Here is a 17,095-nt window from a genome sequence, read left to right on the forward strand (position 1 = left end):
TAAGGAGATTTCCGCTAGAACGTCCCGCAACTTAGGGACTCTGCATGTCTGCTGCTGCCAGCAACCCGAAGCGAACACCGTTGTTCCGGCTGCTCACCATAGCAAGCTCGGGCATGGGCAGCTTTATCCTCGGCATCTGGGGGCTGAAATTCGGTTTCGGCGACGGTCTTGCCGGCATGCCGGCGGAAACTATGGCCGGCATCATCGCTGCGCTTTGCGCGCTGGCGGCGGCGGGTGCCGCTCTCTCCTTCTTCGCCGGTGTCGATGAATCGGAGCAGTATGTCTTCAACGAGACCAATTTCGACAAGCTGACGGGCCTGCTGGCGCGTCCGGCGATGGTCGGCAAGATCGCCGAGGCGGCATCGGCGACGATCCGCACCGGCGAGCCGGTGTTCCTGATCGACATCGACATCGACCGCTTCAAGCACATCAACGACGCCATCGGCTACAGCTATGGCGACGAGTTGATCCGCGCCTTCGCCGAACGGCTCAAGGACCGCATGCCGGAGGGCGCGGTGCTTGGGCGCATCGGCGCCGGCGAGTTCGCGGTGCTGCTGGCGGACCGCGAGCTGAAGGGCTCGGTCGAGCAGACGATCGAGAAGCTCATCGACGAGATGATGGAGCCCTATCAGCTCAATTCACATCAGCAGTCGGTCAGCCTGTCGGTCGGCATCGTGGCGATGCCCAAGGACGGCGTCGACCCCGTCCTGGTGCTGCGCCGTTCCAATCTGGCGCTGCAGAATGCGCGCGCCGGCGGCGTCGGCAACTGGTCGGTCTTCCATAGCGACATGGGCCGGGTCGCCGACTATCGGCAATGGATCGAATCCGAACTGCATACCGCGTTCGAGCGCGGCGATTTCGACCTCCACTACCAGCCGCAGCTCGACCTTCCGAGCGGCCGCATCATCGGCTACGAGGCGCTTATCCGCTGGAAGCACCCGGAACGCGGCATGATCCCGCCGATCGAGTTCATCCCGATCGCCGAAGAGACTGGCATGATCAACCCGATCGGCGAATGGGTGCTGCGCAAGGCCTGCAGCGACGCCCAGTACCTGCCCGAGGACTGCTTCGTCGCCGTCAACATCTCGCCGGTGCAGTTCATGACCAAGGATTTCGTCGGCCTGGTGCGCGAAACGATGGTCGCCACCGGCATCAAGCCGTCACGGCTCGAGCTGGAAGTCACCGAAACCGCAATGATGCAGGACCGCGACCGCGCGGCCGTCATCCTGCAGCAGCTTGCCGAGATGGGCATCTCGGTGGCCGTCGACGATTTCGGCACCGGCTATTCCAATCTCAGCTACCTTATCGATTTCTCGTTCGGCAAGCTCAAGATCGACCGTTCCTTCGTCAGCCGCATCGACACCGATTCCAACTCGGGCGCGGTGGTCTCGACCATCGTCGGGCTGTCGCGCGCGCTCGGCGTCGGCATCATCGCCGAAGGCGTCGAGACCGAAAACCAGGCGACGCTGCTCAGGGCCGCCGGCTGCGAGGTGGTGCAAGGCTACCTGTTCGGCCGGCCGGCGCCGCTCAAGGTCGGGATGGGCGAAGCGCGCTTCGTCGAAAAGCGCGAGGCGCGCATCGTCAGCGTACATTAAGGCGTCCGTTATCGGCGCCCCGACAGCACCTTGAACATGCCGTCGCGGGCGATCTCGGCATGGCTTGAGAAGGCCGCCGCCAGCACCGCTTCGTAAGGCAACTGGCGGTTCGCCACCATGAACAAGCGTCCGCCCGGTTTCATCGCCTTCGCCGCCGCCCGGATCATGCCGGCGCCGATCTCCGGCTCAGCCGCCCGACCGCGATGAAACGGCGGGTTCATGAGGATGGCGTCGTAGCGCCGCTCGACCGGCTCGCCGAGCAGATCGGTCCAGAAGAAACGCGGCTCGACCGACGTGCTGGCCACATTGGCCTTCGCCGCCTCCAGCGCCTCGAAATCCGCCTCGAAAAGATCGAGCCCGGTGAGCCCCGGGAAGCGCGACGCCGCCTCGGCCGCCACATAGCCCCAGCCGGCGCAGAAATCGGCAACGGCGCCCCTGATGTCGCCCGGCAGGCTATCCACCAGCAGTTTCGAGCCGGCATCGAGCCGATCGAAGGAGAACATGCCCGGGGCCGTATGGAAGCGGCCTTCTACGACAACCGCCGGATTGGCCGACCGCAGCACGGCCGCCGCGCCGACGTCCGCGGGCCGGCGGAACCAGAAGGCGACGCCGTGATGCTTCGGCAAATGGCCGTCGAGCGGCACAAGCTCGTCGACACGCTTGCGCAGGCTAGCGATGCCATCCTCCTTGCCGCCCGCGACCAGGATCAGCCCACCCGACGCCACGCGTTCGATCGCTTCGGCGACCCGCAGCTCGTTCTGGCCGCGGTGACGGCCGGCGAGCACGAGCGCGGCATCGAAGCCGGCGCCGTCCGCTCGCGGCGTGACGTGAAAACCCGCTGCCTGCAGCGCGCGAAAATGCGGGCGAAAACCCTGCACGAGATGGAGCGCGGCTGCGAAGCCCCCGGGCAGACGGAAACCGGGTTCGGCGCCGAGGAAAAGCACGCGCTCGCCCTCTTTCGGCAAGTCGAGGGCCTCAGCCTCATACGGATGGAACAGCGTCTTCAGCGGCTCTGCCGACATTTCCTTGCCCCGCGGGAAACACGCCCCCTAAACGAAAACGGGCGCGACATAAGCCGCGCCCGTCTCAACTATCTGGTCAGCCCGATCAGGCAGCGTCTTCCTCGCCGCCTTCGGCCTTCTTCTCGCGCACGATTTCCTTGCCGGTGGCCTGGTCGACGACCTTCATCGACAGGCGGACCTTACCGCGCTCGTCGAAGCCCATCAGCTTGACCCAGACCTTGTCGCCTTCCTTGACGACGTCTGAGGTCTTGGCGACGCGCTCGTTGGCCAGCTGCGAAATGTGGACGAGGCCGTCGCGGGGACCGAAGAAGTTGACGAAGGCGCCGAAGTCGGCGGTCTTGACGACCGTGCCTTCATAGATCTCCCCGACTTCCGGCTCGGCAACGATGGTGTGGATCCACTTCTTCGCCGCCTCGATCTCCTTGGCGTTGGCCGAAGCGATCTTGATCGTGCCGTCGTCCTCGATGTTGATCTTGGCGCCGGTCTTCTCGACGATCTCGCGGATGACCTTGCCGCCGGAACCGATGACATCGCGGATCTTGTCGGTCGGGATGTGCATGACCTCGATGCGCGGCGCGAACTCGCCGAGTTCGGGGCGAGCGCCGGTCAGAGCATGCGCCATCTCGCCGAGGATATGCTGGCGGCCATCCTTGGCCTGGTCCAGCGCGATCTGCATGATCTCCTCGGTGATGCCCTCGATCTTGATGTCCATCTGCAGCGAGGTGATGCCATTGGCTGTGCCGGCGACCTTGAAGTCCATGTCGCCGAGATGATCTTCGTCACCCAGGATGTCGGAGAGCACCGCGAAGCGCTCGCCTTCCTTGATCAGGCCCATGGCGATGCCGGCAACCGGCTTGGCCAGCGGCACGCCGGCATCCATCAGCGCCAGCGAGGTGCCGCAGACGGTCGCCATCGAGGACGAACCGTTGGACTCGGTGATCTCCGAGACGACGCGCAGCGTGTAGGGGAACTGGTCGGCGGAGGGCAGCATCGGCCGGATGGCGCGCCAGGCAAGCTTGCCGTGGCCGATCTCGCGGCGGCCCGGCGAGCCCATGCGGCCGGTCTCGCCGACCGAGTAGGGCGGGAAGTTGTAGTGGAGGAGGAACTTCTCCTTGTACATGCCGGTCAGCGAGTCGACATACTGCTCATCCTCGCCGGTGCCGAGCGTGGCGACGACCAGCGCCTGGGTCTCGCCGCGGGTGAACAGCGCCGAACCGTGGGTGCGCGGCAGGACGCCGACTTCGGAGACGATCTTGCGGACCGTCTTCAGGTCGCGGCCATCGATGCGCGAGCCGGTGTCGAGGATGTTCCAGCGCACGACCTTGGCCTGGAGTTCCTTGAACACGGAGCCGATCTGCTCGGACGTGTACCTGGCTTCCTCGCCTTCGGCCGGCGCGAACGCCGCCTTGACCTTCGCCTTGACGGCGTCGACGGCGGCATAGCGGGCCTGCTTGTCGGTGATCTTGTAGGCATCGCGAAGCTCGTCGCCGACGATCTTCAGCATCTCGCCTTCGAGCGCGGAATAGTCCGGGGCGGTGAAGTCGCGCGGATCCTTGGCAGCGACCTCGGCCAGCTTGATGATGGCTTCGATCACCGGCTGGAAGCCCTTGTGGCCGAACATGACGGCGCCGAGCATCAGCTCTTCGGAGAGTTCCTTGGCCTCGGATTCGACCATCAGCACGGCATCGGTGGTGCCGGCGACGACGAGGTCGAGCTTGGATTCCTGCATCTCGTCGATATGCGGGTTAAGCACGTACTCGCCGTTGATGTAGCCGACGCGGGCGCCACCGATCGGGCCCATGAAGGGGACACCGGACAGCGTCAGCGCGGCCGAGGTGGCAACGATCGACAGGATGTCCGGATCGTTCTCGAGGTCGTGCTGGACGACGGTGACGACGATCTGGGTGTCGTTCTTGTAGCCATCGGCGAAGAGCGGGCGGATCGGGCGGTCGATCAGGCGGGAAACCAGCGTTTCCTTCTCGCTCGGACGTCCCTCGCGCTTGAAATAGCCGCCCGGGATCTTGCCGGCGGCGTAGGTCTTTTCCTGGTAATTGACGGTCAGCGGAAAGAAATCGAGGCCGGGCTTCGGCTCCTTCATCGAAACGACCGTGGCGAGGACCTTGGTCTCGCCGTAGGTGGCGAGCACCGCGCCGTCAGCCTGGCGCGCGATCTTGCCGGTTTCCAGAACGAGCGGACGGCCGCCCCACTCGATTTCCACTTTGTGGTGATTGAACATGTCTTGTCCTTCATATGCGGAAAGGGTCGCGCGGCTTGTCGTGCGCGGATGCCCTTTCCCCTGGCTTCTTTTCTCGGGCAGCCACGGGCAAGACAACGGGACGCTCGCATCAATCCCGGCACGCTGGCCGCACGAGCATCCTGCAATCCTGCCCCATGACCGTCCATGGGCGGTTCCAAGCAGCCCTTTGCTGGCTCGAAACCGGGTCTGGCCGATCGATCCGACCGGCCTTGCGCATGACCTGAAAGCCGCGGCTCCCGGAACGGCCCTGCGCAAATGCCAACTTCGCGAAGCGTTCGTTTGCGTATCCGATCGATGCGCGGCGCTTCATCCTGTCACTGGTGCACTGGAGCGATCCGATGCACCAAATGCGCGACCGGCGGGCTCTCCCGAGGAAAGCCCGCCGGTCAATTCGTCAACGGCGCAGACCGAGCTTCTCGATCAGCGTCTGATAGCGCGCGTCGTCCTTGCGCTTGAGATAATCAAGCAGGCTGCGGCGCTGGGAGACGAGAGCGAGCAGACCACGGCGGGAATGGTTATCCTTCTTGTGGTCCTTGAAGTGGTCGGTCAGGTTCTTGATGCGCTCGGAAAGGATGGCCACCTGGACTTCCGGAGACCCGGTATCGCCCTTGGCGGTTGCGAATTCACCCATCAATTCCTTTTTGCGCTCGGCAGTAATCGACATCGTGTTTTTCCTTATCTGTTTGAGGAAACGGGTCGCCCTCAGCCGGGATGTCGTCCAGCAGGGGCCGGTGCAGGCAACGCGACACGGCGCGAAGCTGCGGCGCATATAGGGCAATTCCCCGGAAAACGCCAGCCCAAATCACAAGCCGGCTTGTCGCAGGCCTTTTCCCTGAAAACTGAAGATTTGCGTTCGACTACAACCACTTCTTCCACTTGAAGAAAGCAATCAGCCCGGCGGCAACGAGGGCCATGAACAGCAGCGCCGTGGGGTAGCCGTAATAGGCCTTCAGCTCCGGCATGTTCCATGGCGAGGTATCGGGGTCGAAGTTCATGCCCCAGACGCCGACTAGGAAGGTCAGCGGCATGAAGATCACCGAGACGATGGTCAGATAGGAGATGACGTCGTTGGTGCGCGCCTGGCTCAGCGACAAGTGCATCTCGATCAGCCCGGTCAGCATGTCGCGCTGGGTTTCGACCAATTCGATCAGGCGCAGCGAATGATCGAGCGTGTCGTTGAAGAAGACCTTGGTCTCGGCCTTCACGTAGGGCACGTCGTTGCGGATCAGCGTCGCCAGCGCATCGCGCATCGGCCAAAGCACACCCTTCAGCACATTGGCGTCGCGCCGCAACTCGTGCAGTTGCCGCATCTGCTGCTTGTGCGGCGCGCGCAGCATCTCGTCCTCGATGCCGTCGACCAGTTCGCTGGCGGCCTCGATCGGCGGGAAATAGCTGTCGACGATGGCGTCGATCAACGCATAGGCGAGATAGTCGGCGCCGCGCGCGCGCAGCCGGTTCGGTACCGAGCTGGCGATCCGCTTGCGAACCGGATTGAACGGATCGCCCTCGCGCTCCTGGAAGGTGACGACGAAGGTGCTGCCGAAGAAGACCGCGATCTGCTCGTAGCGATGGGCCGTGACATCGTCGATCATGCGCATGACGACAAAGGCATGGTCCTCGAAGAAGTCCACCTTCGGCCGCTGGCCAGTGTTGACGACATCTTCGAGCGCCAGCGGATGCAGGCTGAAGATGCGGCCGATCTCCTCGATCAGCGGGATGTTGGCGAGGCCGGTGCAATCCAGCCAGACGACGGGCCACTGGTCGCAATGGGCATTGAGATCATCGATGCTGGCGTTCTCGATGGTCTCGAATTTGTCGGGCGAGATCAGCGTTAGCCGGAGCTCGCTGCGCCGTGCCGCCGGATCGGCAATCAGTGTGCCCGGCGAGGCGCCGACCGGTGGCCGGCGGGTCTTCATTGGCCCGCGCTTCGTTGCCGTCTCAGCTTTCGCCATATCCCCCTGCCCCCAATGCCGAACCGAAACTAGCCGAGCGCCGTCATCCGGCAAAGACCCGCTTGGGCTTGAACATGCCCTGCTCGATGGCGCCGATGGCGACCAGCCTGCCGCGCACCGTGGCGCAGGCTTCCTCGGCCTCGACCGGAGCGTCGCGGCCGCGGATGATGACCGGATTGCCGAGCCGGATCCTGGTCGCCGCGTCGTCGCTGACGGTGACCTGCGGCAGGCACTCGAGCGCTGCCGCGGTGTCGACCAGCAGCGCGTCGATGGCATCGAAGTCGACCGGCGCGTCGGATGCGTCGTCATCGCCCGCCACCTCGCCGCGTTCGCCGAAACGGGCGGCTTCGAGTTCGGCGACGGTGACGAAGTCCTCCGGCGTGAACGGCTCGACCTCGACACGGCGCAGCTCCGCGATATGGCCGAAGCAGCCGAGGTCGCGGCCCATGTCGCGGGCGAGCGAACGCACATAGGTGCCTTTGCCGCATTCGACCTCGAAAACGGTGCGGCCGGCGTCGTGTTCGACGATGTCGAGGCGGCCGATCTCGATCTCGCGCGCGGGGATGTCGACCGTCTCGCCCTCGCGGGCGAGGTCATAGGCGCGCTCGCCGGCGATCTTGATGGCGGAGAACTGCGGCGGCGTCTGCATGATGACGCCGGTGTATTTCGGCAACAGCGCCTTCACCTCGGCCTCGGCCGGACGGCGCTCCGAGCTGTTGGTCACCGGGCCCTCGAGATCATCGGTCGAGCGCTCCTCGCCCCAGGCGACGGTAAAGCGATAGACCTTGGCGCCGTCCTGCACGTAGGGCACGGTCTTGGTCGCTTCGCCGAGCGCGATCGGCAGCATTCCCGACGCCAGCGGGTCGAGCGTGCCGGCATGGCCGGCCTTCTCGGCCTGGAACAGCCATTTGATCTTGGAGACGGCCTCGGTCGAACCCATGCCGACCGGCTTGTCCAGAACCACCCAGCCGGAAACCGGCCTGCCCTTCTTCTTGCCGCGACGGCCCACTATTCGCTGTCCTTCTTGTCGTCTTTGTCTTTGTCGTCGTCGTGGCTGAGATCCCGCGCCACTTCCGGCGACTTCAGCAAATCGTTGATGCGGGCGAAATTGTCGAAGGACGTGTCCAGCCGGAAGCGAAACTCCGGCATGTACTTCATCTGCCTCAGCGCGCCCGAGACACGGCCGCGGATGAATTTCGCATGCTTGTTAAGCGCTTCGACCACTGCATTGTCGTCGCTGGCGCCGAGCGGCGAGACGAAAGCGGTGGCGATCTTCAGATCGGGCGACATGCGGACCTCGGAAACCGAGATCACGCTGTTCTCGACCAGCGGATCGATAATCTCGCCGCGCTGCAAGGTTTCGGACAGCGCGTGGCGCACCTGCTCACCGACACGCAGCATGCGCTGGGACGGGCCTGACGTGGTTGAACGGGACATTTTCCTCGGTCCTGAAATCGTGATGCGCGGGATGGGACCGCGCCGCATGTCTCATGTGGTGTGGGCGGCGGCCTTGCGACCACCGCCCGGACTTCTCGATGCGATGCTCGAACTCAGAGCGTGCGGGTTACCATCTCGATGCGGAAGCACTCGATGACGTCGCCGACGCGCATGTCCTCGTAGTTCTGGAAGGCCATGCCGCACTCCTGGCCGCCCGGCACTTCCGAAACCTCGTCCTTGAAGCGCTTCAGTGTCTTCAGCGTGCCTTCGTGGATGACGACGTTGTCGCGGATCAGGCGCACGCCGGCGCCGCGTTCGACCTTGCCTTCGGTGACACGGCAGCCGGCGATCTTGCCGACCTTGGTGATGTCGAAGATCTCGAGGATCTCGGCATTGCCGATGAAGGTCTCGCGACGCTCCGGCGAGAGCATGCCGGAGAGAGCCGCCTTCACGTCATCGACGAGATTGTAGATGATCGAGTAGTAGCGGATCTCGATGCCGGCGGCCGCGGCGGCAGCACGTGCCTGCGTATTGGCGCGGACATTGAAGCCGATGATCGCGGCACCGGAGGTCTCCGCCAGCGACACGTCGCTTTCGGTGATGCCGCCGGCTCCGGCATGTACGATGCGCGCGCGCACTTCGTCGTTGCCGAGCTTCTCGAGCGCGGCGCTGATCGCCTCGATCGAGCCCTGCACGTCGCCCTTGATGACCAGCGGGAACTCCTTCAGCCCGCTCGTCTGCAGCTGCGACATCATCTGCTCCAGCGAGCCGCGCTGGCCGGCATGCTTGGCCACCGCCTTCTCGCGCGCCAGGCGCTGACGGTATTCGGTGATCTCGCGGGCGCGGGCCTCGTTGTTGACGACGGCGAAGCGATCGCCGGCCTGCGGGGTGCCCTGCAGGCCAAGCACCTCCACCGGCATCGCCGGCGGCGCTTCCTTGACGTGCTCGCCGCGATCGTTGACCAGCGCGCGCACCCGGCCCCACTCGTTGCCGGCGACGAGGATGTCGCCCGGCATCAGCGTGCCGGTCTGCACCAGCACGGTGGCGACGGGGCCGCGGCCCTTGTCGAGCTGCGCCTCGATGACGACGCCCTCGGCGGTGCGGTCCGGATTCGCTTTCAGGTCCAGGATTTCGGCCTGCAGCAGGATCGCTTCGAGCAGCTTGTCGAGATTGGTGCCCTTGGTCGCCGACACTTCGACGTCCAGCACCTCGCCGCCCATGGATTCGACGAAGACCTCATGGCGCAGCAGTTCGGAGCGCACCTTTTGCGGGTCGGCGTCACGCTTGTCGATCTTGTTGATGGCCACGATGATCGGCACGCCGGCCGCCTTGGCATGGCTGATCGATTCGATCGTCTGCGGCATCACGCTGTCGTCGGCCGCAACCACCAGCACGGCGATGTCGGTCGCCTGGGCGCCGCGGGCGCGCATCGCCGTGAAGGCGGCGTGGCCGGGCGTGTCGATGAAGGTGATCTTCTGACCGTTCTTCTCGACCTGGTAGGCGCCGATGTGCTGGGTGATGCCGCCGGCTTCGCCGGAGACGACATTGGCGTTGCGGATGGCGTCGAGCAACGAGGTCTTGCCGTGGTCGACATGGCCCATGATCGTGACCACAGGCGGACGCGCCACCAGGTCTTCGGCACGGTCGGCGATGTTGAACAGGCCTTCCTCGATGTCGGACTCGGCGACGCGGCGCACCGTGTGGCCGAATTCAGTGGCCACCAGTTCGGCGGTGTCGGCGTCGATGACGTCGCCCGGCTTCATGATCTGGCCCTGCTTCATGAAGAACTTGACCACGTCGACGGCGCGCTCGGACATGCGCTGCGCCAGTTCCTGGATGGTGATGGTTTCGGGCAGGATCACTTCGCGCATGACCTTCTCGCGCGGCTCGTTATGCATCGCGCGCTTGAACTTCTCTTGACGGCGGCGCATCGACGACAGCGAGCGAGCGCGCGCATCCTCGTCGGAGAGCGCCGAATTCAGCGTCAGCTTGCCGCGGCGGCGATCTTCCTCGCCCTTGGTCGGCTTGGCTGGACGCGCCACTTCGGGCGTAACCAGGCGGCGCACGGGGGCGCCTGCGCCACTGGTGCGCTTCGGCTTGACCTCTTCCTCATCGTCCGGCGTCGCCAGCTCGGCGGCCTGCGGGGCGCGGCGGCGCGCCTCTTCCTCGGCGCGGCGCCGGGATTCGGCCTCGGTCTGCAGCCGCGCTTCTTCCTCGGCCTGGCGGCGCGCGGACTCCTCACGCTCGCGACGGCGACGTTCCTCGTCATCGGCGCGGCGCTTGGCATCTTCCTGGGCGCGCTGGCGATCTTCGATCTCGCGCGCCTTGGAGCCTTCGAGCGCCCTGCGGCGGGCTTCCATCTCGCCGCGCGACAATTCGTTGAGCACCATGCCGCCACGCTCGGCTGGAGGCGGCGGCGGTGGCGCCTTCGGCGCTTCCTGGACAGCGGGCGCCGCCGCGGCGGCGGGCTTCGGCGCGAAGACGGACACGGGAGCGGCCGCCGGCTCCGGCTTGTCGCCGTGCAGCGAGAACTTGCGCTTCTTGGTCTCGACGACGACCGCCTTGGTGCGGCCGTGCGAGAAGTTCTGGCGCACAGTGCCCTGTTCCATGCCGGGGCGCTTCAGCGTCAAGGTCTTCTTCGGCGTAACGCTCAACGTCTTGTCGTCGCCCGATTTCGTATCGCTCATTCCATATCCTCTGCGGCATCATCTTCGTCAGCAACGTCCGCAAGCATTGCCAGATCGTCCGGGGTACCGCCCCGATACCGGTCGAGCGCAACCATGCGCTTCTCAACCGCCCTTCCCGCGTCTTGCGCGAGGACGGCAGCATGTATCACATTTGTACCCCCCAATGCCAAGCTCAACTCGGCCTCGGGGAAAAGTTTGTAGGCAGGGATGGCTGGGCCGCCGAGATGAACGGTCGCCCGCCGCGCCTGGCTGATCTTGCGAACGCCGTCATCCGATGCTTCGGTCGCATGAAGCACCAGCAAAGCCTGACCGTCGCGCACCGCGTTCTCGACCTTGGCAGCGCCGAGAACGACCGCGCCGGCCTTGCGGGCGAGGCCCAGCATACCCAGCGCGGATCGGGAAAGCAGCCCGTCGACCATGCCGCCGAGATCGGCGGGAACGTTCACCTGCGCCTTGAAGGCGCGGGCAAACAGGTTTTTCGCCGCTGCCTTGTCGACATGTAGGCGTTCGGCGCTGACCCAGCAACCGCGGCCGGGCAGATTTCTCTTGAGGTCCGGGACGACGGCCGAATCCGGGCCGACGACGAAACGGATCAGTTCATCCGGTTCGGCCTGCTTGCGGGTGACGATGCAGGTGCGATCGTTCATCTCGTCCGGGGGCGGGTTCTGTGCGATGCGGTTTCACCTCACGCACCGACGGCTTCGTCAGCCGGCGCTTCCTGCGCGGCAAGCTCGTCCTCGGTGATCCAGCCGGCCTTGAGGCGGGCAGCCAGAACCATCTGCTCGGCATCGGCGCGCGACACGCCGTGGCTGGCGAGCACACCCGGATAGACCTTGGTCTCGCCGTCCTTGCGTTCCTTCCAGCCGGTCAGGTCGTCCGCGGCATAGCCGGCGAAATCCTCAATGGTCTTCACGCCGTCCTCGCCGAGCGTCACCATCATGGCGGTGGTGATGCCGGGGATCTCGCGCAGTTCGTCCTCGACGCCGAGCGCCTTGCGCTTGTCGTCATGCTCGGCCTCGATCTTCTCCAGATATTCGCGGGCGCGGGTCTGGATCTCCGAAGCGGTGTCCTCGTCGAAGCCATCGATGGAGGCGATTTCGCCGGCATCGACATAGGCGACTTCCTCGACGCTGGTGAAGCCCTCGGAGGCCAGCACCTGGCCGACCATCTCGTCGACGTCGAGGGCTTCCATGAACAGCGCCGAACGCTCGACGAATTCCTTCTGGCGGCGCTCGCTCTCTTCCTGCTCGGTCAGGATGTCGATGTCCCAGCCAGTGAGCTGCGAGGCAAGGCGGACGTTCTGGCCGCGACGGCCGATGGCCAGCGACAGCTGGTCGTCCGGCACCACGACCTCGATGCGCTCGGCATCCTCGTCGAGCACCACCTTGGCGACCTCGGCCGGCTGCAGCGCGTTGACGATGAAGGACGCGGCCGACGGCGACCACGGAATGATGTCGATCTTCTCGCCCTGCAATTCGCCGACCACCGCCTGGACGCGGCTGCCGCGCATGCCGACGCAGGCGCCGACCGGATCGATCGAGCTATCGCGCGAGATGACGGCGATCTTGGCGCGCGAGCCCGGATCGCGGGCCACCGACTTGATCTCGATGATGCCGTCGTAGATTTCCGGCACTTCCATGGTGAAGAGCTTGGCCATGAACTGCGGATGGGTGCGCGACAGGAAGATCTGCGGGCCGCGCTGCTCGCGGCGCACGTCGTAGACATAGGCGCGGACGCGGTCGCCATATTTGTAGTTTTCGCGCGGAATCAGCTCGTCGCGGCGGATGATCGCCTCGCCGCGGCCGAGATCGACGATGACGTTGCCGTATTCGACGCGCTTGACGGTGCCGTTGACGATCTCGCCGATGCGGTCCTTGTATTCGTCATACTGGCGGTCACGCTCGGCCTCGCGCACCTTCTGGACGATGACCTGCTTGGCCGACTGGGCGGCGATGCGGCCGAAATCCATCGGCGGCAGCTGTTCGGCGATGAAGTCGCCGAGCTGGGCGTCGGGGTTGCGCTCGCGGGCCGAGGAAATGGCGATCTGCGTGGCGTAGTCCTCGACCTTCTCGACCACTTCCATCAGCCGCTGCAGCTTCATCTCGCCGGTGTTGGCGTTGATGTCGGCGCGGATGTTGGTCTCCTGGCCATAGCGCGAGCGCGCAGCCTTCTGGATCGCATCGGCCATGGCGGCGATGACGATCGACTTGTCGATCGACTTTTCACGCGCGACCGCGTCGGCGATCTGCAGCAGTTCCAGTCTGTTGGCGCTTACAACCATTGTCTTTCTCCCGAGCCTGTTGCCGGACCTGTCGCCGGGCGGCTCAAATCAATTGTCCTGTTCGGTTTCGTTTTCCGTATCCGCGGCAGCGTCTTCCGCTTCGCCGCGACGCTTCTTGGCTTCCTTGCGCGCCCTGTTGTCCTTCGACAGGGCGTCGCGGATGAGATCGTCGGTCAGCACCAGCCGGGCATCGGCGATCGCATCGTATGGCACGCGCACCGTCGGCTCCTCGCCATAGGCCGCCTTGTCGCGGGCGATCAGCACGCCATCATCGTCGCTCTCGGCGATCTTGCCCTTGAAGCGCTTGCGGTCGCCGACCAGAACCGAGGTCTCCATCTTGACCAGATGGCCGGTCCAGGTGGTGAAATCCGACTTGCGCACCAGCGGCCGGTCGATACCGGGCGAAGACACTTCGAGATGATACGCCTTTTCGATCGGATCTTCGACATCGAGTGCGGGCGACACGGCGCGGCTGACTTCCTCGCAATCCTCGACGGTCATGGTGCCGTCCTCGCGTTCGGCCATGATCTGCAGCGTCAGCCCGTTCTGGCCCGACAGATGCACCCGCACCAGGCGGAAGCCGATGCCGCGCAGCACCGGCTGCACGATCAGCGCTATGCGCGCATCGATCCCGCTTTCGCGGATGATACGGTCGTCGGCGTCGATTGCCGCTGCGCTCATCAGGTCCCTGTCACTCTTTTTCGTGGCTGGCCGGCAGGTAATAAAAAAGAGCGGGACCGGGTGGACCCACTCTTCGTCATACCGACCAAGAATTTGAGGCTGATATAAACGATCCCGCTCGGCGTTTCAAGCCTGCCGTGAGGAGCGTGGCAAACGCGGCGCTCTTGCTGCAGATCACCCGGCCAATGGAGGCCGGCGCAAGCAGCCTTGCGCCGGGCGCATGGCGTCCATGCGGCAACGCCTCTGTGATCCCAGGCGCGCCGTGCCTATCTATGTTGCATCGCACAACAAGAGAAATTGCGCGCGGTGGCGCGCGAAAGGTTGAAAATCATGGGTAGCCGCAAGCTGTTTTCCGCCATCGGCGACATCTTCACCACCTTCGGCAGCGCCGTTGCCGCGTCGCGGTCCGTCGAAGCCGGACGCAGGCCGCGCGCCAACGACCTGCGCAAGCTCGGCATGGACCCGGCCGCCTTCGACAGGATGGGCCGCTTCTAAACGATCGGGCGGTTCTGATGCCCGCCTGGTGCGGCTAACCGTATCGCGCCGGGCCTATGTCCTAACGAAAGTCAGATAGGCGGGCTGCCGGCCCTCACGCAGCGCCTTGGCCTCATAGCGCGTGCCCGGCCAGCCATCGTAGGGCCGATGCCAGTCGGCCGCTTCCTGCGCCTGCCATGCAAAGGCGCCGTGCGCCCGGCAATGCAAAAGTGTCCAGTTCACATAAGTGTCGATGTCGGAGGCGAAGCGGAATTTTCCGCCCGGCTTCAGCACATGGGCGAAACGGTCGAGATTGACCGGACCGACGAAGCGCCGCTTCCAGTGCTTCTTCTTCGGCCAGGGATCGGGATAGAGCAGGTCGATGCCGTCGAGTGAAGCCGGCGGCAGCCAGTCGAGCAGCCGCGTGGCGTCGTCGTCATGAACCCTGAGGTTGGCCAGCGGCTTTTCCCGGACCGCCATCATCAGCTTGGCCATGCCGTTGACGAAGGGCTCGACGCCGATGAAGCCGGTCTGCGGGTCCGCCGTCGCGCGATGCAGCAGGTGCTCGCCGCCGCCGAAACCGATCTCGAGCTGGACGGCGGAAACGTCGGCGTCAAACAGCGTCCGCAATTCGGCCGGCGGCGCGGCCGCCAGATCAAGCCTGTAGGTCTGAAAACCGCTTTCCAGCGCCGCGGCCTGCTGCGGACGGATGGTCTTGCCGCGCCGGCGACCGAAAAAAGCTTCGGTCGCGCGGCTCGGTCTGTCTTTTGGATCCATGGACAGGTCTGCAGTCGCCGTCAGGCGGCGACAGCGTCCTTCAGCGCCTTGGCGAGATCGGTCTTCTCCCAGGAGAAGGAACCGTCGCGGCCGGCCTTGCGGCCGAAATGGCCGTAGGACGAGGTTTTCGCGTAGATCGGCCGGTTGAGGTCGAGGTGACGGCGGATGCCGGAAGGCGACAGGTCCATGACCGAGCGCAGCGCATCCTCCAGCCTCGCCTCGTCGACCTTGCCGGTGCCGTGCAGGTCGACATAGACCGACAGCGGCTGGGCGACGCCGATGGCGTAGGACAGCTGGATGGTGCAGCGGTCGGCGAGCTTGGCGGCGACGACGTTCTTGGCGAGGTAGCGCGCCGCATAGGCTGCCGAGCGGTCGACCTTGGTGGTGTCCTTGCCGGAGAAGGCGCCGCCGCCATGCGGCGCAGCGCCACCATAGGTGTCGACGATGATCTTGCGCCCGGTGAGGCCGGCGTCACCATCCGGACCGCCGATGACGAACTTGCCGGTCGGATTGATGTACCAGTTGCAGTCCTCGGCGATCTTGAGATCGCCCAGGGCCTCGCGGATATAGGGCTCGACGACCTTGCGGACCTTCTTGGAATCCCAGGTCGCATCGAGATGCTGGGTCGACAGCACGATCTGCGTCGCTTCCGCGGCCTTGCCGTCGACATAGCGCACGGTGACCTGGCTCTTGGCGTCCGGCCCGAGCTTGCCGGCATCGCCGTCGCCTTCATGGCGCGCGGCGGCCAGGAGTTCGAGTATCTTGTGGCTGTAGTAGATCGGCGCCGGCATCAGGTCCGGCGTCTCGCGGCAGGCGTAGCCGAACATGATGCCCTGGTCGCCGGCACCTTCCTCGCCCTGGCGGTCGGCGGCGCTGTCGACGCCCTGGCCGATGTCGGGCGACTGGCCGTGCAGCAGAACATCGATCTTCGCCGTCTTCCAGTGGAAGCCGGCCTGCTCGTAGCCGATCTCGCGGATCGCCTTGCGGGCAACCGACTTGAACTTTGCCGGATTGACGACCGGATGACCGGCGGCGTCCTTGAGGATGTTGCCGGCCTTGTCTTTCTTCAGCAGCGTCTCTGGAACCCGGACCTCGCCGGCGATGACGACGCGGTTGGTCGTCGCCAGGGTCTCGCAGGCGACGCGGACTTTCCACGGGTCCATGCCGGTCTTCTTGGCCTCGCGATAGACCAGATCGACGATTTCGTCGGAGATACGGTCGCAAACCTTGTCGGGATGGCCCTCGGCAACGGATTCCGAGGTGAAGAAGTAGTTCAGCCGCGTCACGGGTGTCCCCTCTTGAAGAAAGATCGGCAGGTTGCCGATTTTTGGCGCGCCACGTGTTAGCGGTGCCGGGCGCCGCTCGTCAAGCGCTGCCGCGGTTCCGGGCATGAATGTGAGCACAGTTTGTCTTGTGCCACCACCAGCGGGGCGCCGCCGGTGGCACAAGTCCCCTGGATCAGTCGGCGTCGTCGGTAGAAAGCGATTTCACCAGATCAATGATCCTGCGACGCACCTTGACGTCGGCAATCTTGACGAAGGCGCGGTTGAGCTGAAGCCCTTCCGGACTGCCGCAGAACTCGACGGCGAATGCCATCGACGGGTCTTCGGCGAATCCTCGGTTGCCCACGGCCTCCTGACCCGGGGCATCCTCGAAAAAGAAGGCTACGGGCACGCTGAGGATGGACGCTATGGCCTGCAAACGGCTGGCGCCGACCCGGTTCGTGCCTTTCTCGTACTTCTGGATCTGTTGAAACGTGATGCCGAGATTCTCACCCAGCTTCTCCTGGCTCATTCCAAGCATATTGCGCCGAAGCCTGATGCGACTTCCGACATGGATGTCGATCGGATTCGGTTTTTTCTTATTTTCTTCTGTCATTTTCTCCTCGCCGAATTTTTCCGGCTTTTTCTATTTTTTCTTGCCCAAACGAAG

The 17,095-nt window shown here is 64.8% G+C and carries 15 protein-coding genes; 2 read left to right on the forward strand and 13 right to left on the reverse strand.

Features of this window, described 5'->3' with window-relative positions; all coding sequences use genetic code 11:
* Positions 1-44: 44 nt before the first annotated feature.
* A complete protein-coding gene (locus PU724_RS08630) occupies positions 45-1,595 on the forward strand; it encodes a putative bifunctional diguanylate cyclase/phosphodiesterase (RefSeq protein ID WP_354420207.1) in 1,551 nt (516 codons plus the stop codon).
* An 8-nt stretch (positions 1,596-1,603) separates the two neighbouring features.
* Here the strand turns inward: PU724_RS08630 and PU724_RS08635 are convergent, their stop codons facing one another.
* The 10 genes from PU724_RS08635 to rimP form a co-directional block, all read right to left on the reverse strand.
* Positions 1,604-2,617: a class I SAM-dependent methyltransferase gene (locus PU724_RS08635; protein ID WP_354420208.1), complete on the reverse strand. Its 1,014-nt coding sequence runs from the start codon at positions 2,615-2,617 to the stop codon at positions 1,604-1,606.
* An 85-nt stretch (positions 2,618-2,702) separates the two neighbouring features.
* Positions 2,703-4,853, reverse strand: a complete 2,151-nt coding sequence (gene pnp / locus PU724_RS08640; protein WP_127282767.1) for a polyribonucleotide nucleotidyltransferase — start codon at positions 4,851-4,853, stop codon at positions 2,703-2,705.
* Between the two features lie 415 nt (positions 4,854-5,268).
* Positions 5,269-5,643, reverse strand: a complete 375-nt coding sequence (gene rpsO, locus PU724_RS08645) for a 30S ribosomal protein S15 (RefSeq protein WP_281035917.1) — start codon at positions 5,641-5,643, stop codon at positions 5,269-5,271.
* A gap of 88 nt (positions 5,644-5,731) precedes the next feature.
* Complete coding sequence (gene corA / locus PU724_RS08650; protein WP_354420209.1) at positions 5,732-6,826, reverse strand: magnesium/cobalt transporter CorA; 1,095 nt, start codon at positions 6,824-6,826, stop codon at positions 5,732-5,734.
* A 43-nt stretch (positions 6,827-6,869) separates the two neighbouring features.
* The gene (gene truB / locus PU724_RS08655; RefSeq protein WP_127282765.1) at positions 6,870-7,835 is read right to left on the reverse strand and encodes a tRNA pseudouridine(55) synthase TruB; all 966 of its coding nucleotides are present in this window, start codon (positions 7,833-7,835) and stop codon (positions 6,870-6,872) included.
* A complete protein-coding gene (rbfA, locus tag PU724_RS08660) occupies positions 7,835-8,263 on the reverse strand; it encodes a 30S ribosome-binding factor RbfA (RefSeq protein ID WP_127390841.1) in 429 nt (142 codons plus the stop codon). The genes truB and rbfA overlap by 1 nt, the downstream gene beginning before the upstream one ends.
* Positions 8,264-8,376: 113 nt before the next feature.
* The gene (gene infB / locus PU724_RS08665; protein ID WP_127282763.1) at positions 8,377-10,950 is read right to left on the reverse strand and encodes a translation initiation factor IF-2; all 2,574 of its coding nucleotides are present in this window, start codon (positions 10,948-10,950) and stop codon (positions 8,377-8,379) included.
* On the reverse strand, positions 10,947-11,597 hold the full coding sequence (locus tag PU724_RS08670; RefSeq protein ID WP_127390842.1) for an RNA-binding protein: 651 nt from the start codon (positions 11,595-11,597) through the stop codon (positions 10,947-10,949). Before PU724_RS08670 ends, infB begins: the two co-directional genes overlap by 4 nt.
* A 38-nt stretch (positions 11,598-11,635) precedes the next feature.
* Positions 11,636-13,231: a transcription termination factor NusA gene (gene nusA / locus PU724_RS08675; protein WP_127282761.1), complete on the reverse strand. Its 1,596-nt coding sequence runs from the start codon at positions 13,229-13,231 to the stop codon at positions 11,636-11,638.
* 48 nt (positions 13,232-13,279) lie between these two features.
* The gene (rimP, locus tag PU724_RS08680; protein ID WP_127282760.1) at positions 13,280-13,912 is read right to left on the reverse strand and encodes a ribosome maturation factor RimP; all 633 of its coding nucleotides are present in this window, start codon (positions 13,910-13,912) and stop codon (positions 13,280-13,282) included.
* Between the two features lie 330 nt (positions 13,913-14,242).
* Here rimP and PU724_RS08685 point away from each other — a divergent pair, with 330 nt between their 5' ends.
* Positions 14,243-14,407, forward strand: coding sequence for a hypothetical protein (locus tag PU724_RS08685; RefSeq protein WP_354420210.1), 165 nt, complete (start codon positions 14,243-14,245; stop codon positions 14,405-14,407).
* Between the two features lie 54 nt (positions 14,408-14,461).
* Here the strand turns inward: PU724_RS08685 and trmB are convergent, their stop codons facing one another.
* The 3 genes from trmB to PU724_RS08700 all read right to left on the reverse strand — a co-directional run bounded on the left by trmB (position 14,462) and on the right by PU724_RS08700 (position 17,041).
* Positions 14,462-15,163: a tRNA (guanine(46)-N(7))-methyltransferase TrmB gene (gene trmB, locus PU724_RS08690; protein ID WP_354420211.1), complete on the reverse strand. Its 702-nt coding sequence runs from the start codon at positions 15,161-15,163 to the stop codon at positions 14,462-14,464.
* 20 nt (positions 15,164-15,183) lie between these two features.
* Positions 15,184-16,449: a methionine adenosyltransferase gene (metK, locus tag PU724_RS08695; protein WP_127390845.1), complete on the reverse strand. Its 1,266-nt coding sequence runs from the start codon at positions 16,447-16,449 to the stop codon at positions 15,184-15,186.
* Between the two features lie 172 nt (positions 16,450-16,621).
* The gene (locus PU724_RS08700) at positions 16,622-17,041 is read right to left on the reverse strand and encodes a helix-turn-helix domain-containing protein (RefSeq protein ID WP_127282756.1); all 420 of its coding nucleotides are present in this window, start codon (positions 17,039-17,041) and stop codon (positions 16,622-16,624) included.
* Positions 17,042-17,095: the final 54 nt, after the last annotated feature.

The sequence above is a fragment of the Mesorhizobium abyssinicae genome, from assembly GCF_049887195.1.
Classification (GTDB): domain Bacteria; phylum Pseudomonadota; class Alphaproteobacteria; order Rhizobiales; family Rhizobiaceae; genus Mesorhizobium; species Mesorhizobium abyssinicae.